We start from the raw sequence: 26,901 nt of genomic DNA on the forward strand, positions 1-26,901 counted from the left end.
CAGCACGGACGTGGACGTAAGTTCCCTGACCTAGCAAAGACTTATTAGTGTAGAATGTGGAAAGCGATGTATACAGGGACGACGCCTTGCTGGAGGCCATAGACCTCGTTAAGTCCTTCGGCAGGATGAGGGCCGTCGACGGCTTCTCCATGAACATAGAGCCTGGGACAGTTAAGGCCCTTATAGGCCCCAACGGGGCCGGGAAGACCACTTTCATTAACCTGGTAACCGGCGTGCTGAGCCCTGACTCGGGCAGGATCAGGGTGGACAGGAGGTGCCTGCTCAGGCTGGCCCCCTACGAGAGGGCCAGGGCCGGGGTGGCCAGGACCTACCAGATACCGAAGCCCTACCCCAACCTGACGGTGCTGGAGAACGTGCTGGTCTCAGCCTACTTCGCAGGGGGCCTGAGGGGCGAGGAGGCCGTCAGCGCGGCCGAGGAGGCGCTGAGGTTCGTCGGGATATCATCATTGGCTGACAAGCTGGCGTCCGAGCTCAACGCGGAGCAGCAGAAGCTCGTGGACTTCGCGAGGGCCCTGGCCTCAAGGCCCAAGTACGTGCTAATTGACGAGATAGGCGCCGGCCTCGGCCCCGAGGAGCTTGAGGGCCTGGCCTCCAGGATCAGGAACCTGGCCAAGCAGGGGATGGGGGTCCTCTACGTTGGACACATAATGAAGATGGTCAGTTCCGTGGCGGACTGGGTTGTCGTCATGAACGAGGGCAGGAAGGTCGCCGAGGGGACCTATGATGATATAGCCTCAAATGAGGAGGTCATAAAGATCTACCTCGGTGAGAGGCATGCCTGACCCGCTCCTCGAGGTTAAGGGCCTCTACGCGGGCTACGGCAGCCTAATAGTAGTCAGGGACGTCAGCTTCAGCGTCAATGAGGGCTCCACGACGCTGATACTGGGACTTAACGGCGCCGGCAAGACCACTACGCTTAAGGCCATAGCTGGCATAGTGAGGCCCGCGAGGGGCTCGGTGCTCTTCAGCGGAAAGAACATAACTAGCTGGCCGCCTCACGCGAGGGCGAGGGAGGGCATAGTCATGATCACTGACAGCCCCGTCTTCTTCAACATGAGCGTGGCCGATAACATAAAGCTGGCCGCCTCGCCTAGGCACTACAGGGACCCGGGGGAGGCGGTGAAGGAGGCCCTTAGCTACTTCCCCGACCTGGCTAGGCTGGTCAACCTGAAGGCCTCGGCCCTCTCAGGGGGGCAGAGGAAGATGCTGGCGATGGCTATGGCCATGGTGGCGAGGCCGAGGCTCCTGCTGCTGGACGAGCCCTCCACGGGCCTCTCGCCGGTCATGGTCATGAAGGTGATATCATATGTGAGGAAGCTCAAGGAGATGGGCATAACCATCCTCCTGGCGGAGCAGAACCCGTCATTTATAGAGCTGGCGGACCACGTGATGGTTATGGAGATGGGGAGGGTCAAGCTCTACGGCGCCGCCGAGGAGGTAGGAAAGCTGGAGGAGGTCAGGAGGACCTTCTTCCAGGTGACCTAGGGCAGCCTGGCCTTGGCCCTCCTGTTCAAAAGGTCCACCAGGCCGTTGGGCATCAACAGTATGAGCGCTATCAGTATCGCCCCGAAGACCAAGGGGAGGTAGTTAGAGTAGACCGACACGTTTATGAAGTTATATATCACGTTGAGGACGAGGGTCCCGATGAGGGGGCCCGTGAGGGTCCCCGCCCCGCCAAATATGGCGTAAGCTATGACATATACGTTGAAGGAGACGGAGAACACGGTGTCGGGGTAGAAGAAGGTCACGTACCAGCCGTTCATGGCCCCCGCCAGGGCCGCCATGAGCGCGCTCAGGACCCACGCGATGCCCCTCAGCCGCGGCACGTTAACCCCGTCGAGGGCGGCCGTTATCACGCTGCCCCTTATGGCCCTGAGGCCCAGCCCATACCTGCTGAACTTTATCGCCGCCGTGACAGCGACAAAGGCCAGGAGAAGGGCGAGCGTGATGTAGTACGTCAGAGTCGGGTCGTAGATGGGGGCCAGCGACGCCCCCTCGCCCGCGCCCGTCCAGTGGGCCAGGAGCGAGGAGTCCACAAGGTAGTAGACCCCCATGAGGGCCGCCAGGGTCGCTATGGCGAAGTAGTGCGACCTCAGCCTGAAGAGGGGCAGGAGGACCACGGCGAGGCCAAGGGTTATCGCTACTGCGAAGAGGAAGCTCAGGGCCTCCCCCATCCCCAGCCTCAGGCCTATGTAGACGCCGTAGGCCCCGAGGCCGTAGAAGACGCTGTAGCCGAAGGGCAGGTAGCCAGTCATCCCATATATGAGGTTAATGCCGTAGGCTAACAGCATGAAGATCATGGTCGTGAAGAAGAAGGGCCTGTTCGGGTAAGCCAGGGGGCCCAGGAGGAAGATCGCCGCCGTGACCGCCAGCAGCACGGCCAGCTGTATGAGCCTCCTCGTGCTGAGGCCCACAGGGGGCTCCCTCGACATGACTTTACACCTCCCTCTCCGGCTTGCCCAGGATGCCGCCAGGCTTGGCGACTATTATAGCGAGGAGGGCGAAGAACACTATGGGGTAGGCCAGGTAGGGAAGGAAGACCTGCAGCAGCTGGTAGGCGACGCCGAAGACCAGCCCGCCCACCACTGAGCTGAGGGGGTCGCCGAGGGCGCCTATTATGACTATAACGAAGGCCAGGACTGTGATGAACGTGCCCTCTGCAGGGTAGATGTAGCCGATCACGTAGGGAGCGAGCACGCCGGCCATGCCGGCCAGGGCGAAGCCGAAGGCGAAGGCCATGAGGGTCACGAGCCTTGAGTTGATGCCGAGGGCCAGGGCCTGCTCCTTGTTCTGCATTATCGCCCTGGTGGCCCTGCCCATCCTAGTCATCTGCAGGTAATAGTAAGTTACGCCGAGCATGGCCGCTGACAGGGCCGTCATAACCAAGAAGGCCTTCGGCACTCCGTGGCCAAGCACGTAGAAGGTCCCTGAGACGAGGGCGGAGAAGGGCAGCGACGTCGGGTAGTAGCCAAAGGCCAGCGTGGCGGCGGACTCTATTATCATGGAGAGCCCAAAGAAGGCGATGAAGGAGAACATCTCTGGGTCGGAGCTGACCTCCAGCTTAGGCACGAACAGGTAGTAGACGCCTACCCCGAGCACGAAGAAGAGGGGAAAGGCCACGACGAAGGCCGCCAGGGCGCTCAGGTGGGCTGAGGAGAACATGGTGAGGGCGAGGTAGCCGCCGAGGACTATCAGGTCGCCGTGCGCTATGTTAATCATCCTGACCACGCCGAAGACCATGTTGAGCCCCAGCGCCATGAAGGCGTAGAAGACCCCCTCCAGGAGGCCCACGACGAGGGCGTAAACTGTAAGTGAAAGGGCAGCGCTCAGCCCCTCACACCTCCACTTTTCGGCCACCAAGCCTCCGCGCTAGTATTTTAACCCTTAATAACTTTGCCTACATTATGTTGCTCTATTATGGCTGCAGCATTATATACAGTTTTGCATTCCACATTTTTAGACTCCACTTATAGTAGGACTATCCGCGAGGTCTAAGGCTTGAGGGCTAGGAGGTCTATCTCAACTGTTGCCCTGGCGACCATCATAATTGTGGTGGTAGTGGTAGCGGCGGTCGGAGGCTACATGGCTTACGTCTCGACAAGGCATCACGTTACTACCACGACTACAACCACGCCCACGACGACTACTACAACAACGTCTACAACTACGTCTACATCAACAATCACTCCCACGACAACGACGTCTGCACCTACGTATATAACGATCGGCGTGGTCTACGACTCCACAGGCTCCTACGCTACATCCTCTATGCCTGAGTACGAAGGGTTAGAGCTCTGGGCCAACTGGGTCAACAGCCACGGAGGGATCTACGTTAAGGAGTACGGCAAGAACCTAACAGTTAAGATCATAGCCCTCGACGCCGGGAGCAACTCGCAGACGGCCCTCAGCGACTACGAGCAGCTGGTAGATGTTGACCACGTCGATATACTTGTGGCCGACTTCGGCTCGGTCATGACGGCGCCGGGCGTGAGCTTCACCAACTCCAGCCACGTGCTGTTCTGGGACGTGACGGGCAGCTCCTTCGCCTTCTTCGTTAACAACAACTACATAGTGCTCACGAGCCTGCCCGTCTCGCCCTACTTCATCCTCTACGTGCCTGGCTTCCTGCACACGCTCGGCATACACAACGTGGCCGTCATATATGACGAAAACGACTTCAACGCCTACCAGTCATACTTCCTGGCGCCTGGCCTTAAGTCGTATGGGATCAACGTGATCTACAACACCAGCGTACCGACCTCGACGTCTGACTACTCGAGCATAATCGCGACCCTTGAGACCCTTCACCCGCAGGCAGTCTTAGAGCTCGGCTACCCGACCAACGACATAGCCTTCCTGAACCAGCTGGCCAGCGCGCACGCCTGCTTCCCGCTGGTCCTGACGAACTTCCCAGGCCAGCTGCTGCCGACCTTCCTCAGCCAGGTGGGAGCTAACATGAACGGCACGTTCACCCTGGCCTACCCGCCCATAGTTAGCTACACGCCGCAGCTCGCGGCGAAGCTCGGGCTCAAGTGGTGGGGGCCGACCTATGAGGAGTTCGCCTCCCTTTGGGAGAGCACCTACCACACCCCGCCGAACTTCCTGGCCATAGCGGGCTTCAACGCAGGGCTCATAATAGAGGGCGCCATAATTAACGCCGGCTCGCTCAGCCCGTCAGCGCTGAAGGCCGCGGTCCTTAGCAACTTAAGCGGGAAGGTCATGACCATTGACGGCATATTCAACGTGACCTCCAACGGGATGCAGGTCGGCGAGAACCCGATACCGGCGCAGGTCTGGGTCTGGCCCAACGGCACCACCACCGTCAACCTGCTCTACCCGTCATCGTATAAGAATGGGACAGCTGTATACCCCGCCCCATGTCCGCCTTAATATAACTTAAGATCTTAATTTCTTTTTAATTTTTTATTTTATTTCTTTATAATACATACTCGACTACCTTCTCAACGACCTCTATTAGTTCCCAGCAATCCCAGCAGTGCGTCTAAGGGGTTCAGCTCTCATACAGGTTCACGTTGCCTTACGGTCATAGCCTCATCCCTGTTCCCCCGCGCCCCGCTCGGGATTTCATCGGGCTTGGGGGCGCTCAGGGCCACCCCAGGGGCCCCACATCTTGAGTGCTCGGTTACGTACCTCCTGTTGTATATGCTGATTGCGGTGACAACTTATAAAACTATATGAAAGTTGAAACAGTTACGTAGGGCGCTGAGCGCAGGTTCTCAGGAGGGTGAGAGCCGAAGTCAGGAGGCCCCTGAGGGGTTGACGTCATAAGCGATGCCCACGACGCCCGTAGAGGCTCCCAGGGTAAGGTCGACTTTGAACTGCCAACAACCAGCTTTCACCGATGGCTGTGCTCCCGGCCATAGAGGTCGTCAGGCCGGGCTTCAGAGAGGGCGTTAGTTGCCCTCTCTGGTAGTAACACTTTACAATTAGTATTTAGATGCTATTAAAGTCTATTTTATTTAAGAATATATTAAATTAATATCGACCCTTAAAAGCGACTTCACAATACTGTTCATTAGACCCTTTTAGATGGGTGGGACGTCTATGGGAAGTGATCAGGGACCTGAGGAGAGGGGTTCTAGGTTCAGGGACGCCTTCAAGGACCTGGGCGAAGTATTCCGCATGTTCTACATAGAGACGGTGCCCTCCTACGGCAACAGCTTCTGGTTCCAGATAGGCTTCTACGTAATGGTGCTGGCCATAGTGCTCGCCGTCACGGGGGCAATAATGATGTTCTTCGGCCCCTACTGGTGGAACTACAGCGTGGCCGGCATGTACGTGAGCCAGATACACTTCTGGGCAGCTGAGATACTGGTCACGCTGCTCTTCGTTCACGCGTTTGTCAACTTCTCGACCAAGGCATACGCTAAGAGGAAGGACATGTGGGTCCTCGGCGTTATAATGCTCTTCTTAGTTTTGCTGGAGTACGCCTTCGGCATAGGCCTCAACAACAACATAGTGTCCCAGTACAACGACAAGAGCGGGGCCGGCCTCTGGAACGCCCTCGGCGTGGGCTGGTTCGTCAACCCTGAGAACTTCGGGGCCGTCCTGGGCTGGCACACCATAATCGTGCCCGGCGTGCTGATGCTCCTGGCAGGGGCCCACTTCATGCTCACCTGGAGGAGGGGCCTTGCGAGGCCCCACAGGCCTGAGATAAGGTACTCCATGGTTAAGGCTAACCACAGGAAGATGTTCATAGGGGCCGGCGTCCTGGTGGTAGTAGTGGTCGCCATGGGCCTCGTCCTTGGGCCCCTGTGGGCCTACCCCTTCATACCGGCGCTCAACGCCCAGTGGGCAGCCCAGCACTACCCTGACCTCTTCGCGGCCACGCTGTTGCAGGAGTACAACTACACCTCCGGCACCGCGACCTACGCTAAGTACACGGTGTTCGGCTACGTAAACCCCTACAGCTACAAATGGGACAACATAACCTACGTCAACACGAGGGAGGTCTACGTCGTGAAGCCTTACGAGATGCTGATCAACATGACCAACGGCACCAACTACCTGGCCGAGTTCCAGGCCGAGCCAAGCTCCGTGCAGTTGGCTCAGCTGAATGCCGCCTACAAATACTTCAGTAACAACGGCTCCATAACGGCCGCGCTCCACAACGCCTCAAACCCAATAGAGGTCGTGGCCGCCCAGCTGACCCTCATGGCCCAGTCAGGGCTCTACGACGGGGCCCTCACCCAGGAGACCTGGGACCACAGCAGCCTTAACCAGCTCTACGAGATAAGGCTCATCACCGACACTGGGCTACTGCACACTATAGAGGGCTTCAAGTACCACCTGCACGAGTACTTCATGGGCATGATAAAGTTCAACGTGGAGCCGTGGCAGATAGGCAGCTACTGGCTGGCCCCCTACGACGCCCTGGAGGCCTGGGGAGATCACATACCGTGGTGGCACACGCTCTACAACGCGTCCGTGGCCCTAGCGTTCTTCATAATAGTTCTGTTGCTGCCATGGATACCTGGCCTGAGGAACCTGCCTGACTACCTGAGGCTCTACAAGATATTCTGGAACAGGTACACCATACCTGAGATGAGGAAGCAGGAGGCCAGGAAGGGCAGGTAACTCCTTAGCGGTGTGAGCTTTTTTCTTTCCCATGTTATCACTATTATGGGCTCCTCCTAGGCTGCAGGAGGGCCCTAGGGAGGCCCTGCCGCTGCTCGTGACGGGAAATTCAAATAAGGCCTCATCACAACACGCGGCGTAGGTGCGGTCCTGTGAAGGTACACCGCGAGTGAGGACGTACGTGCCTGGCCTTGACGAGATACTCTACGGCGGCATACCGGAGAGGAGCGCGGTGCTGATCTCAGGCGGCCCCGGCACGGGGAAGTCGATACTGGGCAAGCAGTTCCTCTACAACGGGCTCACCAGGGGCGAGCCCTGCGTCTTCGTGGCCCTGGAGGAGCACCCCGCTGCTACAAGGAGGAGCTTCAGGCACTTCGGCTGGGACGTAGACAGGTACGAGAGGGAGGGCAGGTGCGCCATAGTTGACGCCTTCACCGCCGGCGTGGGGGGCGGCGGCCCAGAGGGAGAGGTACCTGGTGAAGGACGCCGACAACGTCCACGAGCTGATAGACGTCCTGAGGCAGGCCATAAAAGACACGGGGGCGCAGAGGATAACATTGACTCGATGAGCACCCTCTACCTGACCAAGCCGGCGGTGGCCAGGTCAATAGTCATGATGCTCAAGAGGGTCATAGCGGGCCTCGGGGCCACGGCCATGTTCGTCAGCCAGGTCTCTGTGGGCGAGAGGGGCTTCGGGGGGCCAGGGGTTGAGCACGCCGTTGACGGCATAATAAGGCTCGACCTGGACGAGGTTGAGGGGAAGCTCTACAGGTCCATAGTCGTCTGGAAGATGAGGGACGCCAAGATAAGCATGGTGAGGCACCCCATGGACGTAACGGACGAGGGGGTCGTGGTCCAGTGGGACAAGTACCTCAGGGTCACGGGCGTCTCGGTTAGCGTGCAGCCGCTGCCGAAGGAGGAGGTCGAGGAGATGAGGAGGGCCGTGGAGGAGGCAGAGAAAGAGGTCAGGAAGGCCGCGGCGGCCGAGGAGGAAGAGGGGTGAGGCCTTCAAGGGCCCTTTCGCTGGGCGCTGAGGGCCTGAGCGCGGGACCCCTCGCATATAGTGAAGTTATTTAAGGTCCAAGGCCCCGTCATCGGCGGGCTCGGCTTGAGGCTGCTGCTAATAAGTGACGCCCACGGCAACCCTTACGCCCTTAAGGCTGTACTTGAGGCGGAGAGGTACGACGAGGTCCTGTTCCTGGGCGACGCGGTAGACTACGGACCCAGGCCGGCCGAGGTCATAGATCTACTGAGGTCAGCCGGCGCTAGGATGGTGATGGGGAACCACGACAACGCCGTCGCCTTCGGCGTGGACTGCATGTGCGGCGAGGAGACCCACTGGGTGAGCGTCTTCTTCAGGGCCAACTACACCGTTAAGCTCGTCAGCCCTGAGCAGGTTGCCCACCTGAGGTCGCTGCAGGAGAGGGTAACCCTTGACCTCGGCCCCATGGGCAAGGCGCTGGCGGTCCACGGCTCCCCCTCCAGCCCCCTCTACGGCTACCTGTACCCATGGCTTGACGACGAGTCGCTGAGGAAGGCGCTGACGAGGAGCGTGAGGCTCTCAGGGGGCCAGGGCGGCGGCGACCTTGCCTATGATGTCTACCTCGTGGGGCACACCCACTACCAGTTCGCCAGGAGGGTATACGGCAGGCTGCTCGTGAACCCTGGGAGCGTAGGGCAGCCGAGGGACGGCGACCCCAGGGCCGCCTACGCGGTGATAGACACTGACAGGGAGGGCGTGGAGCTCAGGAGGCTTAAGTATGACGCCGAGAGGGTCGTTAAGGAGCTTGAGGCCCTCGGCGTGCCCGAGCCCTACCTGGGCGCCCTCAAGGTCATGTTCCTCGAGGGCGTCACGCCGAGGAGGCCTCCAGGAGTCCAGGGCTGAGGGCCTGGTCGCTCGGGGGCTCTGTAACTGTTACCACCGATATGGGCAAAGGCTGTAATAATTAATGCTTGCCGATGTGTTAGCCCTTAGTTACGTCTTAAGACTGATCGCAGGTCTACTCCTAGCTGGGCCTCGTGAGTGACGGCGGTCTTAGCCCCTTCTTTATAGTAGGGCCGCTCGCTTCCAGGGGTTTAGGCTTCATTGGGCTTGATATAGCTTGATATCAAGCCCTCTTCCCTTGGCTTCACAGCCCTCAGGGCCCCTTTCATAGGCCCTCCTGGCCTCCTCATGACGCCCAGCGCTCTCCAGGCATATCGCCAGTCCATGCCACGCGCCAGGGTTCTCGCCATCGCATGAATTAATGTACGCCTCGTAAAGGACCTTGCCGACGTCATACCTCATTAGGCAGATGGAGGCCTCAGCGATCTTGTAGAGGCTCCTGCACGCCGCGTCAGAGCTCGTCATGCCGAAGCCCACAGGGTACAGGCTTAACGCGTGACCTAATTTAAAGGTTAGCCGCAAGGGGCGCAGCGCGAGAAAGTACGCAGGTTAAGGCGCGTTAGCCCCCTCGGCTTGTTGAATACTACTTCTTCTACTACGCAGGCACTAGAGCCCAGAGGGCCAGCTGATATCGCTTGCGAGCGACCTAAAGCCCTAGATATTAATTAAAATAATAATTAAGAAAAATATTAATTTAATAAAGCATGTGGGCTACGGGGCCCTGGCCGTAGCTGGCCTTGGGACCCTCACGCTCGCAGACAGGCTCTCAAGGCCCCTCATCCTTACGTCGTAGCCCCTCAGCCTCCACCAGACGGCCCCGGCCAGCCCGAGGCCCTGGAAAGCCATGCCGTAGACAACGAAGGCCCACTCGGGGAACGAGGCTGTCAGGTAGGTCGAGGCCGTGTAGGCGCTCATGGCTATGGCCCTGACGGACCCTATCAGGAAGGCCCTCCTCTGCGTTGGGAAGAGGAGGGGCTCGTGTATCGTCCTAACCCACCAGGTGAAGGTAACGAAGAAGAGGTTGGCGAACGTGAGGCCGTAGAAGAGGGGCGCCGAGCGGAGGCCCAGCAGGACGTAGGCCAGCACGGGGGCGAAGCTGAGGAGGGCCAGGGAGAAGGAGAGGATCGTGAAGTCCCTTAAGTCGAGCCTGTCAACGAAGAGGGCGGCCGCGGCCGCGGCCGAGGCGCCCAGGTTCGCGAAGAACATGACCAGGTAGAGGGCGCCTCCCGTGAAGTAGTAGTCAGCCAGCACGAAGGCCATGAGGCCCCAGGTCAGGTAGTTCGCGAGGGACCAGAGGGTCAGGACGGTGAACCTCCCCCCGAGGCCCACCCTTGGGCTCTCACTGACGACCTGCACCTGCTCCAGCTCCCTCCCGACCCTCTCGGCCTCGCCCTCGGCCTCCCTCGTCCTCCCGTGGGCCATGAGCCACCTGACGGACTCGGGCATGAGGAGCCTCAGGACTATGGCGGCGGCAAGGCCTACAATAGCCATGGCTGCGACGGCCAGGGCGTCAAGGACGTAGGAGTTCCTATATGAGTAGACCGCGTAAGCTAGGGCGGCGGCAGCGGCAGCACCTATGTTCTCAAAGTTGGGCGAGAGTATGAGGGTCTTCTCCCTGTGCTTCACAGGCGAGAGCTCGGCCAGGAGGGCCAGGCCTATCGGGACCTCTCCCTCGACCCCGAACAGGGAGAGGCCATAGGCAAAGAGGAACGTGACCATCTGGGCCAGCCCCTTGGGGACCAGGAGCAGGTCAAGTACAATTATCAGGCTGCCGACTCCGTAGAGGCTCATGGTTATTAAGTAGGTCCTCTTCCTGCCCAAGATCCTGTCGGAGAGCCAGGAGAGCAGCAGGTCGCCTATGAGCGGCGTCGCCGCGACGACAACTATGTACGCCACGCTCTCGTACTCGGGTAGAAGGCGTAGCCCAGGGCGTTTATGATGCCCCACAGGAAGAAGCCTATGGACGTTGAGGCGAATATCAGCCAGTGGGCCCCGCCCCACTTGGCCCTGTCAACCCTCGATATGAGGTCGGCCTGCGCGGCGCATCCCTTAAAGAACAGTTGTTATCCAAGATATTTAAGGGCTTTAGAATGCTCACCTGTGGGACAACGAAGGACGCCTCATAGACTGGTACGCGCGTTGCCTTAAAGACGCCAGCTTCTCTCAGCAGCTTCATTAATAGCCTTGAAATGTTAAAAGGCTGTCGATGGAATGGTTCACTTAGGCGCGCCGCGTGGCGATGCTCTGTCTGCTCAGGCACGGGGAGTCGCTGTGGAACGAGGAGGACAGGTTCACGGGCTGGGTCGACGTGCCCTTAACCGAGAGGGGGAGGCAGGAGGCCCTCAGGGCGGGGCTGCTGCTAAGGGGCTACAGGTTTGACGTCGCTTACACGAGCATCCTTCAGAGGGCCGTTGAGACCCTGGAGCTAGTGCTGCTCGCCATGGGCTACAGGGTGCCGGTGATAAGGGACTGGCACCTGAACGAGAGGAGCTACGGGGACCTGCAGGGGCTGAACAAGGAGGAGGCGGCCAAGGTCTACGGGGAGGAGCAGGTGAGGACGTGGAGGAGGAGCTATAAGGCCGTGCCCCCTAACGGCGAGAGCCTTGAGATGACGCAGAAGAGAGTCGTCCCCTTCTTCAGGAACACGGTAATGCTTGACCTGAGGGACGGCAAGAACGTGCTCGTGGTAGCCCACGGGAACAGCCTGAGGGCCCTCGTGATGTACCTGGAGGACATACCTGAGGACGCCATTCCGACCGTGGAGATACCGACGGGGCAGCCAATTATTTATGAAGTTGAACTTGAAAAGGACAAATTAGTTATAAAGTCTAGGAAAGTCTTATCATGATTAGCTTGGTAAGGCGTATTGGCTCTAAGCTCCATGTACCTTGTACGAAGACTTGGCTCAAGAGGTCAGCTCTGGAGGCTTGGGAGGTCCTCTATCCTCCCGTAGTCTATGAAGAGCAGCACGCCAGGTATAACGCCAGAAAATATCAGGGCCACTATGGCCCAGCCAAGCGAGTTGAGCGACTTCAGGGCGGCGATGTCGCCCTCCTTTGCCGCCGAGCACATCTTCGAGGTGCGGCCTATCACCGGAAGGTCTATTATCATGGATATTATCATAAAGGCGACTGTGAGGCCCAGCGTCAGGCCTGCGGCGCTGTGCTTGGGGATCACCGCGGCTAAGGGGCCCCAAACGTTTATGGCCACGATATCGCCCAACAGCTCAGGACGGCGAAGATCAGGGCGACCAGGACCATGGTCCTTATCGAGCCCAGGGACCTTTCGGCATAGCCCTCCGGGTCGGGTGCGATATGGCCTCGTAGACGTCCTCGGGCAACCGCCCACCCGCTCAGTCTCTTTAAGGGGCTCGTCAAAGATAAGCCCTTCTGACGAGGCCCCTAAGCACGCTGAGGCCCCACGTGACGAGGCGCCTTGCCAGTTGAAGGCCAGGGCGCGCCTTGACTTAGAGGCCGCAAAACTATAATTAACCCTTTTCGCACAGAAACTAGCTCGAGGTGCGGCATTCTTGAGGGCGGCCAGGGCCCTGGCCCTCGTCCTCATCATCGTTGTATCGGCCTCCCTGCTCGCTGGGCTGTCCTACCTGGTGCCTGGCCTGTTCCACAGGGGGAGAATCATAATAAGGGCATACGCTATGGGGAGCGACGGGGACCTGACCCAGCTGACCAACGCCTCCTTCTCGGTCTGGGCCTGGGCGCCGACGCCCAACGGGACAGAGTTCATCCCAGTCTTCAACGGCACTGGGCCCAGGCCGTGATAGACCTGACCGAGCTGGTCGGCTGGGCCGAGGACTGGGTGCACGCTTATGGCAAAGCAGCCATAAGGTCCTTTAAGCCATCGATAACCATCTGGGTCTCTTACCCCATACCACTGCCCAACGGCAGCGTAGAGCTTGTGACCCAGCCCTCCTTCCAGCCCCTTAACCTGAGCCTCCCGCTGAGCGGCAGCGGGAGCATAACAGTGAACGTTATGGTGAGTCACCCCTTCAGGACGCTGCTGAACCCTGGCGAGGGAGCTGGGGTAGCTGTGAGGGGCCTCGCTAAGGCGTCGCCAGAGCAGACCACAACGACGACGGTCACCACCACCACAATAACTAATAGAACAGAGACCATCATATGCGGGATCGGGTGCGCCGTTTGGTACCTGGTACCTCACGTAATTGCTTGGTACCCCAACAACGAGAGCACGGCCCCCATAAGCCTCGCCATTGCCTTGGCGCAGCCCAGTTCTGTTAGTAGTGGAGTCTCCGTAGACTTGGGCATACTTATATCGGTGGCCTCTGATCAGGTCAAACAGTTCACTATAAACGGTCTCATGATAGCTGGCGCCGCATTCGAGGCAGCTATGAAGGACGCTGAGGCTGGGGACCTGTTCCAGGCTATCAGCCAGCTTTCCCCAGTGCTGGGGACCACGTTCACATTCACGACTAAGGGAGAGGTCATAGAATCTAACACCACAGAGGCCACCACCTCACCACCAGATTATGACGACATAGGCCAGCTCTACATGGTTGGCCAGGTTGCGCTGGTCAACTGGACAGAGTATGTCACTGTCTGGGGCTTCGGTGAAACCAAGCCGACGGGGAACTGGTACCTCGGCCTCCAGCTGACGGAGTTTAAGGCAGTGGAGAACAACGGCGCAGTGGCCCCCGTGATCTATTCTTGGTCGGCCTACGACCCGTGCGTTAACCTGAACGAGTGGGCCAACGAGCAGCAGGTCCTCATGCAGGACCCAGGCGACTTCTTTGGGCTTGGCATGAACTCCACGTGCCCGCTCCCCAACACGCCAGCGCCCGTCATATGGCAGGACTACGCCGCGAAGCTGACGTATTACACTAATGTGAGCCCTTACAACACGCATTTCGAGATATACTACGTGGACCTCTCCGTTAACGGGGGCGAGTCGCCCCTGGGCATAGGCCTTGACGCGGGCTCGGCCATAGCGTCGATTATAGGAACGGCCCTTATGACGCAGCCAGAGACAGCGGCAGCAGGCGCTGTTTTAGAGGTGATAGGGGCGCTCCTCGGCGCCTTCCAGTACCAGAGCAACTCGGTGGCAGAGACCGCAAACTATATTGTGATATATAACCACCTCCCATATTACGTTAGCGTATACTACAGCAACCTGACACCCGCGTATACCGTCAGCGGCCAGAGCTTCACCCTGCCCAAGGAGCTGATACTTATAAACGTGACCTCATAGCCTGAAGGCTAAAGGGGCGCCTAAGCGCCTTAGTAAAGGCCTTTTTACTTCTCCTTTTTAGCATGAGCTTCTAAACCTCGTGACAAAACGAAAGGAAGCCCTCACCCTTTAGGGCGGGGAGGAGGTCAGGATCTTATGAGAAGGGCGGCTGAGCTGGCGGGCGTCAGGAGGGGAGGGGCAGCCTAGGAGCTGAGCCTCCTGGCCAAGTACAGCTCCACTATCAGGAAGGCCACGAAAGAGCTGGCGGCCGCGTAGTAGTAGGCGTAGGAGTAGCCCAGCTGGTAGAGGAGGCCCATGACGGCGTTGGCTATGAATATGCCGAGGCTCCTGCCGAGGGTCAGGAGGCCCATGCTCGTCCCCATAGCCTCCTCGGGGGCGAGCCTTGAGACTATGGTGGGCTCAAAGGTCTCAGTGGCCCCCACCGCTATGCCAAGGAGGAAGGCGGCCGGGTAGATGCCGATGATGCCAAGGGGCGAGAGGAGGGCGAAGCCCAGGGCCGCGAGGGCGCCCAGGAGGTAGCCGTAGTAGGCGAGGCCCTTGACCTCCCTGAGCCCTGACCTTCCGAAGACGTAGCCGAAGGCCGAGGAGGCGGCGAGGAAGACGCCGTAGCTGAGCACCGCCAGGTAGTCCTTGTGTGTGAACTCAGCAGTCGTCAGGACTGGGAAGCCGAAGCTGTACTGGGTGAAGCCAAAGAAGAGCGTGGAGACAACTACAGCCATAAGGCCCCTCCCCAGCCCCGCCCTCAGCCCCCAGCCTTGCCCGGCCCGACTGCCCTCCCGGCCTTAACGGAGGCCAGCACGAGCGTCGACACCACGAGCGGTATGGCCGTTATCAGGAGGAGGTACTCGACGGGGAACCTGAAGTATAGGAGCAAAGCGGTGTAGGCTATAGCTAAGGTGGCCCCACCTATGTCAAGGGCGTGGAGGGTGCCGAAGGCCTCAGACCTCTCCGAGGGGTCCGTGACCTCTGCCACCATTGCCCTCCTCGGGGGGCTCCTCAGGTTCCTGAAGAACCAGCCGACCGTGAAGGTCAGCATGGCCTGCCACCAGTACCTTGAGAAGCCCAGGAACGAGACGAACACTATCAGGGCGTTGCCTATGACAGCAACCCTCCACCTGCCGTACCTGTCGCTGAGCACGCCCCCGAGGAAGGCCATGAGGCTGCCGACGCCGTAGTTTATGGCCTCAGCGACCCCGTAGAGCCAGTAGGGGGCGCCGAGCATGATCTTGAAGATCAGGGGGAACATGACCACTGCCGCCTGGTAGCCCAGGTCCGCGAAGAAGGCTGAGAACGATATCTTGAGCACCTCGCCTCGGTTCCTCAACATAGATCCCTGGCCCTCATGTAAGGACCCTACTTTAAGGCTTTCGACTTGAGGGGCAGCGCAGGCCGTCAATGAAGGCAGGATCCCAGCGCTTACAGTTGCATGACCTTGCCTGCAGTTGTCCCCAGCTACTCATTGACTGCGCCTGCTCGCGCGCCCATAGGTCTTTCCGTTTGTCCCTAAGCCCTCGCCTCAATCATTTTACCTTCGTTCATGATCGAGCGCAGGGACCTCTACCTCTTACCGTGGGGGCCCGCTGCCCCCGCGGCGTCATGGGCGGCCGTCAAGCCCAACGGCATGGGGCCCCCATCTAAGGCCCTCATCACTCTATCGCCCTCACCCTTGGGGCATCGCACCCATGGGTGAGGGGTCCTTCGTGGTATCTGCTACAGACAGACGAATATAGAAGGGTTTCCATTAATATGAAAAAGAACTCAGCCCTGCCCAGAGGGAGACACGCATAAGCTCGTTGAAAACAAGGGCTTCGTGAAAGCCTGGCACAGGGGCTTTTTGCTGCACGCGCTGATTAACAGGGGGCCCCACTTGCTCACCGACGACCTGAGGAGGATGGCCGACCCCATATGGGAGGAGATATTCAGGCACCCGTTCCTAGTTGAGCTCTACGCGGGGAGGCTGCCGCCCGAGAAGTTCAGGTACTACCTCCTGCAGGACTACAGCTACATTATAAACCTGACCAGGGCCCTGGCCCTTGCAGCTGCCAAGGCCCCAAGCCCTCAGCTAATGAAGGAGGCCCTAGCCCTGGCCCACAGCGAGATAACAGAGGAGATGGCCTCCTATGAGTCCCTCCTCATGGAGCTCGGCCTAAGCGTTGAGGAGGCCGCCAGGGGCGAGCCGAACAGCGTCAACGCTGGCTACTCCTCCTTCATGCTCTCAACCTGCTCCCTTGAGGGCTTTTACCACTGCATGGCGGCGCTCCTGCCCTGCTTCTGGAGCTACGCCGAGATAGCCGAGAGGCACAGGGCTGAGCTGGAGTCGAACCCCGTGCCTCTGTACAGGAGGTGGGCCTCCGAGTACCTCACCGAGGGCTATAGGTCCCTTGTGAGCAGGCTGAGGGAGGTAATCGACTCGTCCGGGCTCAGGGCCGATGAGCTCTGGCCGTACTTCAGGAGGGCTTCCCTCTACGAGCTCGAGTTCTGGGAGGCAGCATATAAGGGCCGTTAAGTCCCAAGGCCTGAGCTGAGGCCGTGATGGATGATATATTGCTATTTAGAGGCAACTCTTCATCGCCGCGGCTTAGTCTCTATGCCCAGGGCGAATATCAGGGCGCCAGCAGCTAGCAGGGCCGCGGCATACGTTGACAGGGCAGCGCCGAAGGAGACGAAGACGGGTAGCAGAGGGCCCACTATCATGCCAACCCTTGACATCGAGCCGCTGCTCCCCATGCCCGTGCCCCTCAGGTCAGAGGGGAAGGACTCGGGCGTGTAGGCGTATATGAGGCCCCAGCGCCACCCCAAGGTCCATGGAAATGCCGTTTTTCACCGACACATTTCTGTGTTTCAGGTAGACGTATAAGACCACTGGCGTGGTTATAACGTCAACCAGCAGGCCCGTCCCGATGGAATCTTGAAAGGAGAGCCCCATCATGCTCAGCACGGGCACGACCATGGCCACTCCGCTGCTACCGCTGATCCCCGTGAGGGCGCCTACTGTAACCCCCGTCACTAGGAGGACCATGATTGTGCGGAGGGAGAGCATAGGCGGTCGCTGGAAAGCGGTTCTCTGCACTTTTAAAATAACCTAACACTTCAAAAGGCCCCCTAAGCGCTTTGAGGAGATAGGCGGGCTCCCTGAATGGGAAGACCTACGATTCTGACCTCCTTCTCGCCCTTTAGGATTTACGAGCAACCCGATGGAGAACCATTGATGAGATTAACCAGGGGCGATGAGGTGCTCTATCTCGTTAGCGTCCAGGTACGCCAGGTATTTACGCCATAGGTAATCAAGGGCCTCATCACCGCCTCGTAAAACCCTGCCCTCATCAATCACAGTCTTGACTATGGCCAGCGGCGCACTATCGAGATCGACTAGGTCTATTAAATCCTCGTGAACGCCCAACGCCTCGGCCAGATCGACGATCAATAGACCTAACTCAAGGGCGTTATTGGGTCTCCTCTCAAAGACAACAGCTATGTCATAATCCCTACCAGCACCAGCCCTGGCCCTTGAACCAAAGAGGAACGCGTACTTGACACCGTGCTTAACGAAGACGCTGCCTAAGGCATCACTGCCTGTGCCAGGGCTTGGGTCATTATCAACCACGTCCCTCAGCTTATTGAGTGCGGCAGGTAACTTATCGATCATTTCTCTAAACGTCTCCATCTCTATCGAAACGTCGATTTCCACATAGCCGTGAACCAGTAGGTTCCTAAAGCCTGCTAAACCCACAAGAAACCTACCAAACTCCTCACCTAGGTTAAGCTTCCTAGAGAGCCAAAGGGCCAATTCGCGGTAGGTCTCAGGCTTCCTACCAATCTCATTGACGGCAAGCATCGCCGCTAAGTCCAGCAGCGACTGAATAACCAGTTGCCCTAACCTTTCGAGTGAAAACCTGTCGCCACCGCTCAAGACCCTGTTTTGAAACTCCCTAAAGTAGTACTCGACGAACTCATGCTGTCTTCTCAACCTCACAATTAAACGCCTATTGATCAAAAATAATAAGCAGCACTAAATAATTTCACCTACGCACCTCTAACTTGCTCCTCACAAACCGCGTTGTAATAGGCTTCCGGCGCCAGTATTATCCATGAGTAACAGCTCTGCCCTGCACACGGAATGGGAAAGCCGGATGTGGTGGGATCGGAGGGGCTTGAACCTGCCTACGGGTCTGAGCCCGCCGCTCTAAAACCTGGCTGAGCTACGGGCCCACCGCATGTTGTGAATGCCTTCCGGGCTTTTAAATGCTTGAGGCCTCCAACAACATTATAGGCCTCCTGGGGACCATATATGCAGGCTGATGAGGAGACAACATTCCCGCTGCGAGCCCGACCGCGAAGCCGTGAAGAGGCTTCACGGCCTGAGGCCCTAGGGCAGAACTTTGGCGCAGAGGCCGGCGGCCGGTTAGCATAGGCCGAGGTTGCAGTACATTATTCCTCATAAACGAGGCCGCCGTGAAGATGGGGAAGCCCTGGGTCTACGCAGGGGTCAACGGGTAGTACGGCACGGTCATGTTCATAAGCCCAAGGAAGGACCATGCCTTAGGTGCTTCATGAGCCCAGAGATGGCCCATGACACGTCCTGTGGCACAATCCCAACTATCGGGACCATGACTATCATGACTGGTTCGTGGCTGCAGGGCTCGCGCTCAGGTACCTGGCCGGCGACGAGCCGGAGCCAGGGGAGCTGATACTGATCGACGGGCGGCTCATGAACATAGAGAAGATATCCGTTAGGAGAGACCCTCAATGCCCCCGTCTGCGGGTCGGCAGGTTCGAGATGCTCCCAAGGAGGCCCTCCTACGGTGTTGTCAGGCTTTGTGGCTCCAATGCGTTCAAGGTAAGGCTTGACAGGCCGATCAACCTAGAGGAGACCGTGAGGGCGCTTGAGAGGACTAATGAGCTGGTTATGGCAAGGCCTGGCTGGGCGAGGGTTCTGACCAAGGAGGGGGCCTCCGTGACCATAGTAGGCAGGCTGGTCATTATAGAGAACGCTAAGGACGAGACGGCCGCTGCACAGGTCTACAACAAGCTTATGAGGGCGGTAGGCCTGTCCAGCATGTGAAGGCCCATGTGGAGGCTTACATGCCCGAGGTGTGGGTTTAAGGGGGAGGAGGGCAGGTATTACCCCTTCTGCCCTAGGTGCGGGGGAGCCCTGGAGCTGGAGGGTGAGCTGCCTAAGTATGGGAGGCTGCTGGGCGAGGGGAACACACCTCTCGTCTACAGGAGGACCAGGCTTGGCGTCCTCGGCTTCAAGCTCGAGTACCTGAACCCCTCGGGGAGCTTTAAGGACAGGGGGACCTCGGTCAGCCTCCAGCTGGCAAGGGACCTGGGGTACAGGTGCGTTGTTGAGGACTCGAGCGGCAACTCAGGCATCTCGACCGCCACATACGCAGCCTACCTAGGCCTTGAGGCCACTATAGCGGTGCCCGCCTCCGCCCCCCAGGGCAAGAAGGAGGTACTGAGGTCGCTTGGAGCCAACGTCGTTGAGTTGCCCACAAGGGAGGAGGCCGCCAGGTTCGCCGAGGGCCTCTCATCAAGGTGCTTCTATGTGTCCCACTCAAGAAGCGCCGTCTTCCTTGAGGGCGTGAAGTCCGCCGGCCAGGAGCTGCCCGAGGACGTGAGGTCAGTTATAGTGCCCTCGGCCAGCTTCTCCCTGCTGCTTGGAATACGGAGAGGCGCAAGGGGCAGGGTGAGGCTTTACGCTGTTCAGGGCTCCTCTAATCCCTCCCTAGCCAAGTACCTGAAGCCATTAGCCGTAGGCAGGTCCTTAGAGTCAAGGCTAGCTGACGGCCTAGCCCTTAGGGACGCCCCCAGGGCCCCCGAGGCCGCTAAGGCTGTAAGCGAGAGCGGGGGCGGCCTCGTTGTTGTCTCCGACCCTGAGATAGCTGAGGCTACAAAGGAGCTCTGGAGGATGGGCTTCATGGCAGAGCCCACCTCGGCGACTGCCTACGCTGCAGCAAGGCTGCTCAGAGAAGCAGGGGTTGACGTTGAGGGGGCTGTGCTGATGCTGACGGGCAATGGCCTGAAGCTTTACGACCTTGTCTCCAAGCTGTGACGCACCTCCTCCTGAGCTCCTCAACGCAGGCCCTGAAGGCATCAGGTCCCACAGACCTCTCAGCGCAGGAGTCTCTGCAGACCTCGACAACGTGCTCCCTGACGAAGGGGTCACACCCTATCTGCGAGCCCAAAGACCTCTCACCCGACTATCTTGTCCATGGAATCTAGCTGCCTAGCAACGCCATCGAGTTTGAGCCTAAGGAGCGTCGACCTCCTTATGTAGCCCGTCCTCTTGTCCCACCCGAAGGTGTCGTATGCCTCGTCGATCAGCCCCTTGGGGTTCTCGACATTCAGGCCCTTGGCCGGCCCTGAGAGTATGGGCCTCACCATACACTTCGGGAGCCTGTCGTGCTCCCTGGTAAACCCTTCCTTAATGTTGAAGGCCTTCTTCAGCTGCCACTCCTCTCACCGGCCTCCAGTATCTCCTGGGGGCTCGTCTGGATCCCGTGAGCGTGGTGTAGAGCTTTGCCAGCCTCCTGGGGCTCAGGACGCCGCTCTCCGGGGCCGCTGAGTAGAAGATGCGGTAGCCCAGGCTGTTGAAGGCCTCACCGTAGGAAGCTAACACCTTGAGGCTACACCCTTGCCGAGACAGGGTTAGCAAGGGCGTTAGGGAGGGGCCACGGGAGGCCGAAGCCCTATAGGTCAGTATCGAAGCTATCACAAGCTGAGGCCCTGACGCTATCCTGGTAAGTTCCGTAACAGGGCACTCGCCTTCACAGCCCACTCTTAAAGAGGCGCCCGAGACGTTAACCTCTACTTCCTTCCAGTCATGTTGACCCTGACGCCGTTGACCTCAGTTATGTAATGCTTCAGCTTGGAGTTCAGCAGGGGCCAGGGAGACGTCCTTTGACGCCTTGCCCCAGGCAAGCGCTAAGGAGGCCATGTCTGACGCGATCCTTGCATCAAACGTGAGCCCTCTGGCCTTAGCGCTGGCCTCCTCAACCATCACGGCCGAGACGTTGGCCTCTGAGGCAAGCGACGTCAGGAGGGCCGCGGCGACCCTCCCTATCGAGTCCCCCTTCATGACGCCGCTGCCGCTCGTGCCCGCCGCTATCACCAGGTCGCTCTCATAGGGCTCGTACACTATTGGCAGTCCGTCAAAGCTCATGTCGTAATGTTCGGCCCACGCGGCGTCAGGGTACCTGAGCTGGAACTGGGGCAGGTAAGTGCCCAGGACCGGGATTATGCCGTATGTATAGAACCTCTCCTCAGGCTGCGAGCTCTCCTCCAGCGCGAACGGCCTGCCCAGCTCGTCAGACATGCCGACCCAGAAGGTGTTCTCAAGGGGGTTAGGCCTCACGTAGACCCCTTCGGGAGGATTGTAAAGGGCATGACGCCAAGGTCGTTGAGGCCGCTAGCCCTCAGCAGGGAGCCCAGCTGTCCCTCGGCCTTAATTACGAACAGCTGCCTCTTCTTGGGCCTGCTGAAGGAGTCGAGCCCCACGGGGTTCAGCAGCCCGGGGCTCCAGGCCCCGAGGGCTGACACAACCTTCTTACGGGCCTCCACCTCCCTGCCGTCCGCAAGCCTGATGCCCCTGACCCTTAGGTCCTCCCATGGGAACGGCTCCCCCTCTATCCCCAGGGGGCTCCTCGGCCAGACCACGAACTCCCTGACCCTGGCCCCTAACGCGAACTCGACGCCCATCGACTTAAGCTTAAGGTAATAATAGTCAACGAGCTTCTCTACATCTAAAACGCCGGCCTCCCTGAAGAGGTAACCGCCCTCAACGTCGCTTACGCCCAGCATCTCGGCCTCCTCTGACCCGCTGAGAGAAACCCTCATGTCGAGCGACTTCTCAAGCCTGTCCTGGCTTACCTCCTCAACCTCGACCCCCTCGCTCGCCGCGACCTTCACCTCCTCTTGATCGTCGACTTAGTCCTGCCGTCAACTACGAAGAGGTAGCCCACCTTCAGGGCCGCCAAGTTAAGGCCCTCCGACTGAACCTCGAGGTAGAAACTTATGGCGCCCTTCGCCAGCCTGAGGTTAGTCCTGTTCGTGAAGGCCGCGGCGCTCTTGGCCGTGTCGCCAGCGCCCACGCTGTCCTCCTTGTCTATCACAAGCACCGTGGAGCCAGGGTCCATCTGCTTTATGTGATAGGCTGTGGCCAGGCCAACTATGCCAGCGCCAACCACCATGTAGTCGTACATGGCGCCTCTCAGACATACGAGGCCAGGGAGCTCATTATAGGTTCTATAAAGCGTCTCTAATACTGCAATAACTAATAATCGTTGTTTAAAGTCTTCCTGGCATTACTGAATTTACAAAGGTAGACCGGAAAAAATAAAACTCTTAGAAGATGTTATGTAGGCCGGCGCTACTACATGAGCGCAGTCGAGTTTCCTAGCAAAGAGTGGGCAGAAATTTTCTGCAAGAAAATAAACGAAAATTCTAATTATAAAAACGCCGCCAGGGGTTGGGAATGGCCCTTAGTGTTTAAAGTGACCCAGCTGCCAGACGATTTACTAAGGAAATACCCGAGCGGGAACATAGGGATAAAGGCAAACTTATCTGAAGGCCAGTGCTATGGCGTCGAATTTTACGAAGACGCTAGCAAAGCCACGGCGGATTTTATATTATCGGCCTCCTTTGAGAGCTGGATGAAAATATTAAGAGGTGAACTAAACCCTGTCACCGCTATCCTGCAAGGGAAATTAAAGTTGGAGAAAGGGTCTATGACGACCCTTATGAGATTCACTACGGCTGCCGTTGAGCTGGTGAAGTCGGCACAGGAGGCGTCAAAATAATTTTAATAAATTTTATTTAATATGTTTTTTATATCCTCGTAGCTTGCTGGCCTTGGGTTAAACGGCAGGTCTGCGTCCTTTAACGCCAGTTCCACTATATCATCTATTCTCGACCTGTAGGCCTCCTCGCTAATTCCAATGTCCCTTAAGTGCGTCGTCTGGCCTACCTTGCTGTACAGGTCCAGCAGGTGCTCCTTTAAGTCCCTCCTTTCCTCAAACTTGTCCACCTTCTCTAATATGTCCTTTAACATGTCATATTTTTCTTTGGCAGCCTTATCCTCATAGTTGAACTCGACGACATATGGCATGACTATCGCCACGGCAAGCCCATGGGGTATGTTAAAGATCGAGCCTAAGGGATGGGCTATTGCATGTGTCAAACCGACGCCGGAGTTTGAAAATGCTATGCCTGAAATTGTACTTGCTAGGTGCAGGTTACTTAACGCCTCATCTCTGTCTTTATCCGAGAGCGCCTTGGGTAAATGCTTGAAGAACATCCTTGCAGACTGAATGGCTAAGCCGTCTGACAGAGGGTTCGAATTTACGGCTACCAGCCCCTCAATATCGTTAGCTAATCCGTCTATCGCGGTTATAATCAACTGTTTCGTAGGTAGTGTTTTTAGAAATTCTATATCTAAGATGGACTCATATGGAACTAGCTCGTAGTTGCCCGTCGCATACTTAACCTCCTTGTTGTCCTCCTTTATCTTTAGAACAAATGCAAAGCTCGCGTCGCTTCCAGTCCCTGGGGTCGTTGGAACCGCGACCAAGAGGGGTTTCTTGTTCTCGAGATGCAAAGAAACGAAGGGGGAAATGTCTTCGCTCTTAACGTCGGGCCTTAGGATTTTAACCCTTGCAAGCTTTGAGGCGTCTATTACGCTCCCTCCTCCGACGGCTACTATTAAGTCTGGGATGTCATTATTTATGAATTTCACTATCTCGTCAGCTATTTCTATACTAGGCTCCTTAGGGATGTTGAAAAAGACTCTTACCCTTATGCCTTTTTTCTCTAATTCATTAACTAATTTAATAAATGCCTGCGTTCCTTTGATGACTTCGTCGGTTAATATCAGGAAATTCTTTGCGTCATGCATTTCAGACAGGTTCAGCAGTTCGTCTACGGCGCCTTCGTTATAACTTATTCTCCTAGGAAACGCGTAAGGCATGTCGGCCACCCCCCTACGAAGGCATCTCTACGCCCTCAAGCCATATGCCGGCTAATATTTCAAAGTGAGGAGGAATAGCGTTGCCGTCTGTGATGACGTTGATGACCGAGGTTTTCCCTGACTCCACCGACCTCGCTAGCGCGTCCTTGAAGTCCTTAGGCTCTGTTACGTATTCTCCGTGACCTCCTAGCGCCTCAGCTATAAGGTCGTACCTGATGTCCGAGAAGTCAACGCCGACGTACCTCTTGCCGTAATATAATGTCTGTCCAGCCTTAATCATACCCCATGCCTTATCATTTAAAACTATACAGGTGACCTGCAGCCCTAGCCTTACGGCCGTTTCTATTTCCATGACGTGAAATCCGAAGGCGCCGTCCCCTGATATGCAGTAGACCTGCTTATCGGGGTGCGCCAGCTTCGCAGCGATGGCAAAGGATATCCCAGACCCCAAGTGGCCTGAGTCGCCACTGGCGGTACTAAATATGGTTCTTGGAACATGTACTCTGTGCAGGTAAATGGTCCAGACGGTTGTATTTCCACCATCTATGATGGCAATGGCGTCCTTAGGGAAGAACTCCCTCGTCTCCCTTATTACCCTTAGCGGATGTATAGGTACGCTGTCAGAATACGACAGGTCCTCCATTTGCCTTAGGTACTCCTGTTCCATCTGCTTATATCTTGCTAAGGCCTCGGGGTAGTCCTTTCTTGGCGGGGTGTACTTCTTAAGGGCTTCTAGTAGCTGCTTAAGGACGACCTTTAAGTCTCCAATGATGCCCACGTCCACGTGCCTGTTCAAACCTATGTCGTCTCCTGTAATGTCTATATGGATTGTCTTTTGGTTTGGCCACTCACCCCATGCAGGAGGCTTCCCCCAAAAGTCTAGGTCTGCAAGCCTTGAGCCAGCAATCAGAACGACGTCAGCTTCAGACTGAGCGGCTAAGGCGCCTGGCAGGCCTGGCAGAAGCAGGGACGGGTAGTCCTCAGATACGCTTCCTCTGCCTCCTACCGATGTAGTAACTATGGCTTTTAGGTAATCTATGAGCTCTAACGCCTCATTAGTAGCGTCTGACCTTAGGACTCCGCCACCCAAGTGAATTAGAGGTAGCTTGGCTTTAGCTAATAACTTAGCGGCGGCGTCTATATCTGCAGGGTTGCCTGCTGGACCGTTAACCGCTCTATAACTTTCTGGGCTATACAGTTTAACCTCATCCTCGTCCCCTGTTTGATATAAAACGTCAACAGCGACATCTAAGTGAACAGGGCCAGGCCTCCCTGTTAAGGCTTTTCTAAAAGCTGTTTCCAGCAGTTCAACTATCCTACTCCAGTGAGCGATATACGCGTTCCACTTTGTAATTGGTTTAAATAAATTGATTTGATCCAAGGCTTGCATAGAGCCGTGATCCGGGTAAGACCTCCACGACTGGTTCTGTGCTGTTATAATTATCATGGGTATCCCCTCTGCATAGGCTGGATAAACCCCTCCTACTAGGTTGGCCGCTCCTGGACCTACAGTCGCGATCACTACCCCTGGCTTTCCAGTAACCCTTGCGTAGCCGTCAGCAGCGTGCGCGGCAGCGGCCTCGTGATGAAACGTGATGAACTTTATTTTATCATCGTTGTAGAAGGCGTCCAGCAGCGGATATAGTTGGTCTCCAGGTACGCCAAACACGTATTTAACGCCCTCATCAACTAGAAAACGCTTAATAACTTCCCCACCAGTTATTTTCCTACCCAAAAACCTCTCCCCAATATTTAATATTTAATGGTTCCTCATTTATTAATCTTCGCCTCTTGCTCAGCTCTCAAGAACATATAGCGCTTTCACACCATCCTGCGGGAGGGCCTCAGGGGAAGGCGTCAGCTCTTCACCTCACGCCTCACCTGGTCCTCGCGCCGCCAGGAGGGATCAAGTCCTTTAGCTCATCAAGGCCTGCCTCACCTCAGTGTAAACTGGGGAGTTAACACGTGGACAAGGCATCGACACCCTTTTACTTAGGTTAAAGCCCGCAGCAGATAGGACGCCCCTTACCTTCGCCCCAGGCCCTCTCGTTAAGGAGCTTACGGTCAACAGCGGCTGGCGACAAGGTCGAAGCTGCTCAGAAGGTACGTACCGTTAGGCCGAGGCCGTCAGTCCCTGGATGTCAACAAAGGCCCACACTTATAACCATGCTGAAAAGTTTATAACTGTGCTGAAAACTCAATAAAGACAGGTGAGCTTTTGGCTAGCGCCTCAGGTCAAGCGCCCTCCCCTGAGGTAGAGAGGTCCCTTGGCTCAATAAGGACCATGGTCCTGGTGGCCCTGATCTTCGCCATCCTGGCCCTGATTGGCGAGATCGTGGCCCTAGGCCTTGTGGGCTTCGCAGGCGCTGTGATCTCCAAGCAGGGCATCGTAAGCCCGGTGGCGAGCGCTGAGCTGGGCCTCATAGGCTTCCTTTCGGTGATATTCCTGATAATAGACGTTGTGGTGGTACGCTGCGCCTGGAAGATGTACTCGGCCGTACAGAACGGCGACATCGCTGCCCTGAAGTCGCTCAACTCGCTTGGCTGGGCCATAGTGGCCCTGATATTTTCTGGCGTTATACCTGGTGTGTTGCTCCTCATAGCCCACGGGAGGATAGAGGATCTCCCAAGCCCTCAGGTGTAATCCCTTAGGTCAAAGATTTTTCTCACTAGGTGACTCAGGATCTAGGGCCCTTACGCCTTAACT

At 57.4% G+C, this 26,901-nt stretch carries 28 protein-coding genes and 1 pseudogene; 14 read left to right on the forward strand and 15 right to left on the reverse strand.

The annotated features are described in order from the left end of the window. Window positions 1–56: 56 nt before the first annotated feature. Window positions 57–803 (forward strand): ABC transporter ATP-binding protein, encoded by a 747-nt coding sequence (locus tag SE86_RS04830; RefSeq protein ID WP_211096492.1) that lies wholly within the window; start codon window positions 57–59, stop codon window positions 801–803. Continuing rightward, window positions 796–1,506, forward strand: coding sequence for an ATP-binding cassette domain-containing protein (locus SE86_RS04835; RefSeq protein ID WP_117354517.1), 711 nt, complete (start codon window positions 796–798; stop codon window positions 1,504–1,506). The genes SE86_RS04830 and SE86_RS04835 overlap by 8 nt, the downstream gene beginning before the upstream one ends. On the opposite strand, the gene SE86_RS04840 is transcribed toward SE86_RS04835, so the two are convergent. Together SE86_RS04840 and SE86_RS04845 are read right to left on the reverse strand one after the other, a co-directional pair. After that, window positions 1,503–2,453, reverse strand: coding sequence for a branched-chain amino acid ABC transporter permease (locus SE86_RS04840; RefSeq protein ID WP_117354518.1), 951 nt, complete (start codon window positions 2,451–2,453; stop codon window positions 1,503–1,505). The genes SE86_RS04835 and SE86_RS04840 overlap by 4 nt on opposite strands. A gap of 4 nt (window positions 2,454–2,457) precedes the next feature. After that, window positions 2,458–3,378, reverse strand: coding sequence for a branched-chain amino acid ABC transporter permease (locus SE86_RS04845; RefSeq protein WP_236747363.1), 921 nt, complete (start codon window positions 3,376–3,378; stop codon window positions 2,458–2,460). Window positions 3,379–3,519: 141 nt separating this feature from the next. Between SE86_RS04845 and SE86_RS04850 the strand changes: the two genes are divergently transcribed. The 4 genes from SE86_RS04850 (at window position 3,520) to SE86_RS04865 (ending at window position 9,004) form a co-directional block, all read left to right on the forward strand. Further along, entirely contained in the window at window positions 3,520–4,911 is a 1,392-nt protein-coding gene (locus SE86_RS04850) for an ABC transporter substrate-binding protein (RefSeq protein ID WP_211096494.1), read from the forward strand. A 675-nt stretch (window positions 4,912–5,586) separates the two neighbouring features. Beyond that, a complete protein-coding gene (locus SE86_RS04855; protein WP_158543129.1) occupies window positions 5,587–7,119 on the forward strand; it encodes a cytochrome b N-terminal domain-containing protein in 1,533 nt (510 codons plus the stop codon). 169 nt (window positions 7,120–7,288) lie between these two features. Beyond that, window positions 7,289–8,122, forward strand: a complete 834-nt coding sequence (locus tag SE86_RS04860) for a KaiC domain-containing protein (RefSeq protein ID WP_158543130.1) — start codon at window positions 7,289–7,291, stop codon at window positions 8,120–8,122. A gap of 105 nt (window positions 8,123–8,227) precedes the next feature. Next, window positions 8,228–9,004, forward strand: a complete 777-nt coding sequence (locus SE86_RS04865) for a metallophosphoesterase family protein (RefSeq protein ID WP_117354521.1) — start codon at window positions 8,228–8,230, stop codon at window positions 9,002–9,004. 198 nt (window positions 9,005–9,202) lie between these two features. Here the strand turns inward: SE86_RS04865 and SE86_RS04870 are convergent, their stop codons facing one another. Together SE86_RS04870 and SE86_RS04875 are read right to left on the reverse strand one after the other, a co-directional pair. Then, window positions 9,203–9,469 carry a hypothetical protein gene (locus tag SE86_RS04870; RefSeq protein ID WP_148666781.1) on the reverse strand — a complete coding sequence of 89 codons (267 nt, stop codon included), beginning with the start codon at window positions 9,467–9,469 and terminating at the stop codon, window positions 9,203–9,205. Between the two features lie 246 nt (window positions 9,470–9,715). After that, on the reverse strand, window positions 9,716–10,900 hold the full coding sequence (locus SE86_RS04875; protein ID WP_158543131.1) for an MFS transporter: 1,185 nt from the start codon (window positions 10,898–10,900) through the stop codon (window positions 9,716–9,718). A gap of 337 nt (window positions 10,901–11,237) precedes the next feature. Between SE86_RS04875 and SE86_RS04880 the strand changes: the two genes are divergently transcribed. Further along, complete coding sequence (locus SE86_RS04880) at window positions 11,238–11,852, forward strand: 2,3-diphosphoglycerate-dependent phosphoglycerate mutase (RefSeq protein WP_117354524.1); 615 nt, start codon at window positions 11,238–11,240, stop codon at window positions 11,850–11,852. Between the two features lie 65 nt (window positions 11,853–11,917). Here the strand turns inward: SE86_RS04880 and SE86_RS04885 are convergent, their stop codons facing one another. Next, window positions 11,918–12,226 carry a hypothetical protein gene (locus SE86_RS04885; RefSeq protein ID WP_117354525.1) on the reverse strand — a complete coding sequence of 103 codons (309 nt, stop codon included), beginning with the start codon at window positions 12,224–12,226 and terminating at the stop codon, window positions 11,918–11,920. 307 nt (window positions 12,227–12,533) lie between these two features. Here SE86_RS04885 and SE86_RS04890 point away from each other — a divergent pair, with 307 nt between their 5' ends. After that, on the forward strand, window positions 12,534–12,782 hold the full coding sequence (locus SE86_RS04890) for a hypothetical protein (RefSeq protein ID WP_117354526.1): 249 nt from the start codon (window positions 12,534–12,536) through the stop codon (window positions 12,780–12,782). Beyond that, the gene (locus SE86_RS04895) at window positions 12,779–14,227 is read left to right on the forward strand and encodes a hypothetical protein (RefSeq protein WP_117354527.1); all 1,449 of its coding nucleotides are present in this window, start codon (window positions 12,779–12,781) and stop codon (window positions 14,225–14,227) included. The genes SE86_RS04890 and SE86_RS04895 overlap by 4 nt, the downstream gene beginning before the upstream one ends. Before the next feature lie 182 nt (window positions 14,228–14,409). On the opposite strand, the pseudogene SE86_RS08350 reads toward SE86_RS04895, so the two are convergent. After that, window positions 14,410–15,554 (reverse strand): annotated as a pseudogene (locus SE86_RS08350) (MFS transporter). 540 nt (window positions 15,555–16,094) lie between these two features. Between SE86_RS08350 and SE86_RS04905 the strand changes: the two are divergent. Then, window positions 16,095–16,733 (forward strand): TenA family protein, encoded by a 639-nt coding sequence (locus tag SE86_RS04905; RefSeq protein WP_117355132.1) that lies wholly within the window; start codon window positions 16,095–16,097, stop codon window positions 16,731–16,733. A 59-nt stretch (window positions 16,734–16,792) separates the two neighbouring features. On the opposite strand, the gene SE86_RS04910 is transcribed toward SE86_RS04905, so the two are convergent. The 3 genes from SE86_RS04910 to SE86_RS04920 all read right to left on the reverse strand — a co-directional run bounded on the left by SE86_RS04910 (window position 16,793) and on the right by SE86_RS04920 (window position 18,200). Continuing rightward, window positions 16,793–17,026: a hypothetical protein gene (locus tag SE86_RS04910; protein WP_179948716.1), complete on the reverse strand. Its 234-nt coding sequence runs from the start codon at window positions 17,024–17,026 to the stop codon at window positions 16,793–16,795. Next, on the reverse strand, window positions 16,971–17,267 hold the full coding sequence (locus SE86_RS08215) for a TSUP family transporter (RefSeq protein ID WP_117355133.1): 297 nt from the start codon (window positions 17,265–17,267) through the stop codon (window positions 16,971–16,973). The genes SE86_RS04910 and SE86_RS08215 overlap by 56 nt, the downstream gene beginning before the upstream one ends. 174 nt (window positions 17,268–17,441) lie before the next feature. Beyond that, window positions 17,442–18,200: a HepT-like ribonuclease domain-containing protein gene (locus SE86_RS04920; protein WP_211096497.1), complete on the reverse strand. Its 759-nt coding sequence runs from the start codon at window positions 18,198–18,200 to the stop codon at window positions 17,442–17,444. Between the two features lie 654 nt (window positions 18,201–18,854). Between SE86_RS04920 and SE86_RS04925 the strand changes: the two genes are divergently transcribed. Together SE86_RS04925 and SE86_RS04930 are read left to right on the forward strand one after the other, a co-directional pair. After that, on the forward strand, window positions 18,855–19,289 hold the full coding sequence (locus tag SE86_RS04925) for a hypothetical protein (protein ID WP_117354528.1): 435 nt from the start codon (window positions 18,855–18,857) through the stop codon (window positions 19,287–19,289). Window positions 19,290–19,295: 6 nt separating this feature from the next. Next, complete coding sequence (locus SE86_RS04930; RefSeq protein ID WP_117354529.1) at window positions 19,296–20,282, forward strand: pyridoxal-phosphate dependent enzyme; 987 nt, start codon at window positions 19,296–19,298, stop codon at window positions 20,280–20,282. A 140-nt stretch (window positions 20,283–20,422) separates the two neighbouring features. On the opposite strand, the gene SE86_RS04935 is transcribed toward SE86_RS04930, so the two are convergent. From SE86_RS04935 to SE86_RS08250, 4 genes are all read right to left on the reverse strand, one after another. After that, entirely contained in the window at window positions 20,423–20,677 is a 255-nt protein-coding gene (locus tag SE86_RS04935) for an aldehyde ferredoxin oxidoreductase C-terminal domain-containing protein (protein WP_117354530.1), read from the reverse strand. A gap of 400 nt (window positions 20,678–21,077) precedes the next feature. Next, a complete protein-coding gene (locus SE86_RS08240; RefSeq protein WP_117354532.1) occupies window positions 21,078–21,584 on the reverse strand; it encodes an FAD-dependent oxidoreductase in 507 nt (168 codons plus the stop codon). Further along, window positions 21,581–22,138, reverse strand: a complete 558-nt coding sequence (locus tag SE86_RS08245; RefSeq protein ID WP_117354533.1) for an FAD-dependent oxidoreductase — start codon at window positions 22,136–22,138, stop codon at window positions 21,581–21,583. The genes SE86_RS08240 and SE86_RS08245 overlap by 4 nt, the downstream gene beginning before the upstream one ends. Next, entirely contained in the window at window positions 22,135–22,431 is a 297-nt protein-coding gene (locus SE86_RS08250; protein ID WP_117354534.1) for an FAD-dependent oxidoreductase, read from the reverse strand. Before SE86_RS08250 ends, SE86_RS08245 begins: the two co-directional genes overlap by 4 nt. Window positions 22,432–22,605: 174 nt before the next feature. Here SE86_RS08250 and SE86_RS04960 point away from each other — a divergent pair, with 174 nt between their 5' ends. Next, entirely contained in the window at window positions 22,606–23,028 is a 423-nt protein-coding gene (locus SE86_RS04960) for an SCP2 sterol-binding domain-containing protein (protein WP_117354535.1), read from the forward strand. Window positions 23,029–23,030: 2 nt separating this feature from the next. Here the strand turns inward: SE86_RS04960 and SE86_RS04965 are convergent, their stop codons facing one another. Then, a complete protein-coding gene (locus SE86_RS04965; protein WP_148666783.1) occupies window positions 23,031–24,194 on the reverse strand; it encodes an iron-containing alcohol dehydrogenase in 1,164 nt (387 codons plus the stop codon). 13 nt (window positions 24,195–24,207) lie between these two features. Then, a complete protein-coding gene (locus tag SE86_RS04970; RefSeq protein ID WP_117354537.1) occupies window positions 24,208–25,929 on the reverse strand; it encodes a thiamine pyrophosphate-binding protein in 1,722 nt (573 codons plus the stop codon). Between the two features lie 483 nt (window positions 25,930–26,412). On the opposite strand from SE86_RS04970, the gene SE86_RS04975 reads away from it, so the two are divergent. Further along, window positions 26,413–26,838 carry a hypothetical protein gene (locus SE86_RS04975; protein WP_211096498.1) on the forward strand — a complete coding sequence of 142 codons (426 nt, stop codon included), beginning with the start codon at window positions 26,413–26,415 and terminating at the stop codon, window positions 26,836–26,838. The last annotated feature ends 63 nt before the right edge of the window (window positions 26,839–26,901 follow it).

The sequence above is a fragment of the Acidilobus sp. 7A genome, from assembly GCF_003431325.1.
Classification (GTDB): Archaea; Thermoproteota; Thermoprotei_A; order Sulfolobales; family Acidilobaceae; genus Acidilobus.

Bases quoted from the DNA above. Each gene is read 5' to 3' on its own strand.
- SE86_RS04960 (WP_117354535.1), top strand. From the start codon at position 22,606: ATGAGCGCAGTCGAGTTTCCTAGCAAAGAGTGGGCAGAAATTTTCTGC.
- SE86_RS08250 (WP_117354534.1), bottom strand. From the start codon at position 22,431: ATGTACGACTACATGGTGGTTGGCGCTGGCATAGTTGGCCTGGCCACA.
- SE86_RS04930 (WP_117354529.1), top strand. From the start codon at position 19,296: ATGTGGAGGCTTACATGCCCGAGGTGTGGGTTTAAGGGGGAGGAGGGC.
- SE86_RS04965 (WP_148666783.1), bottom strand. From the start codon at position 24,194: ATGCCTTACGCGTTTCCTAGGAGAATAAGTTATAACGAAGGCGCCGTA.
- SE86_RS04870 (WP_148666781.1), bottom strand. From the start codon at position 9,469: ATGACGAGCTCTGACGCGGCGTGCAGGAGCCTCTACAAGATCGCTGAG.
- SE86_RS04835 (WP_117354517.1), top strand. From the start codon at position 796: ATGCCTGACCCGCTCCTCGAGGTTAAGGGCCTCTACGCGGGCTACGGC.
- SE86_RS08215 (WP_117355133.1), bottom strand. From the start codon at position 17,267: ATGCTCTCCCTCCGCACAATCATGGTCCTCCTAGTGACGGGGGTTACA.
- SE86_RS04855 (WP_158543129.1), top strand. From the start codon at position 5,587: ATGGGAAGTGATCAGGGACCTGAGGAGAGGGGTTCTAGGTTCAGGGAC.
- SE86_RS04840 (WP_117354518.1), bottom strand. From the start codon at position 2,453: ATGTCGAGGGAGCCCCCTGTGGGCCTCAGCACGAGGAGGCTCATACAG.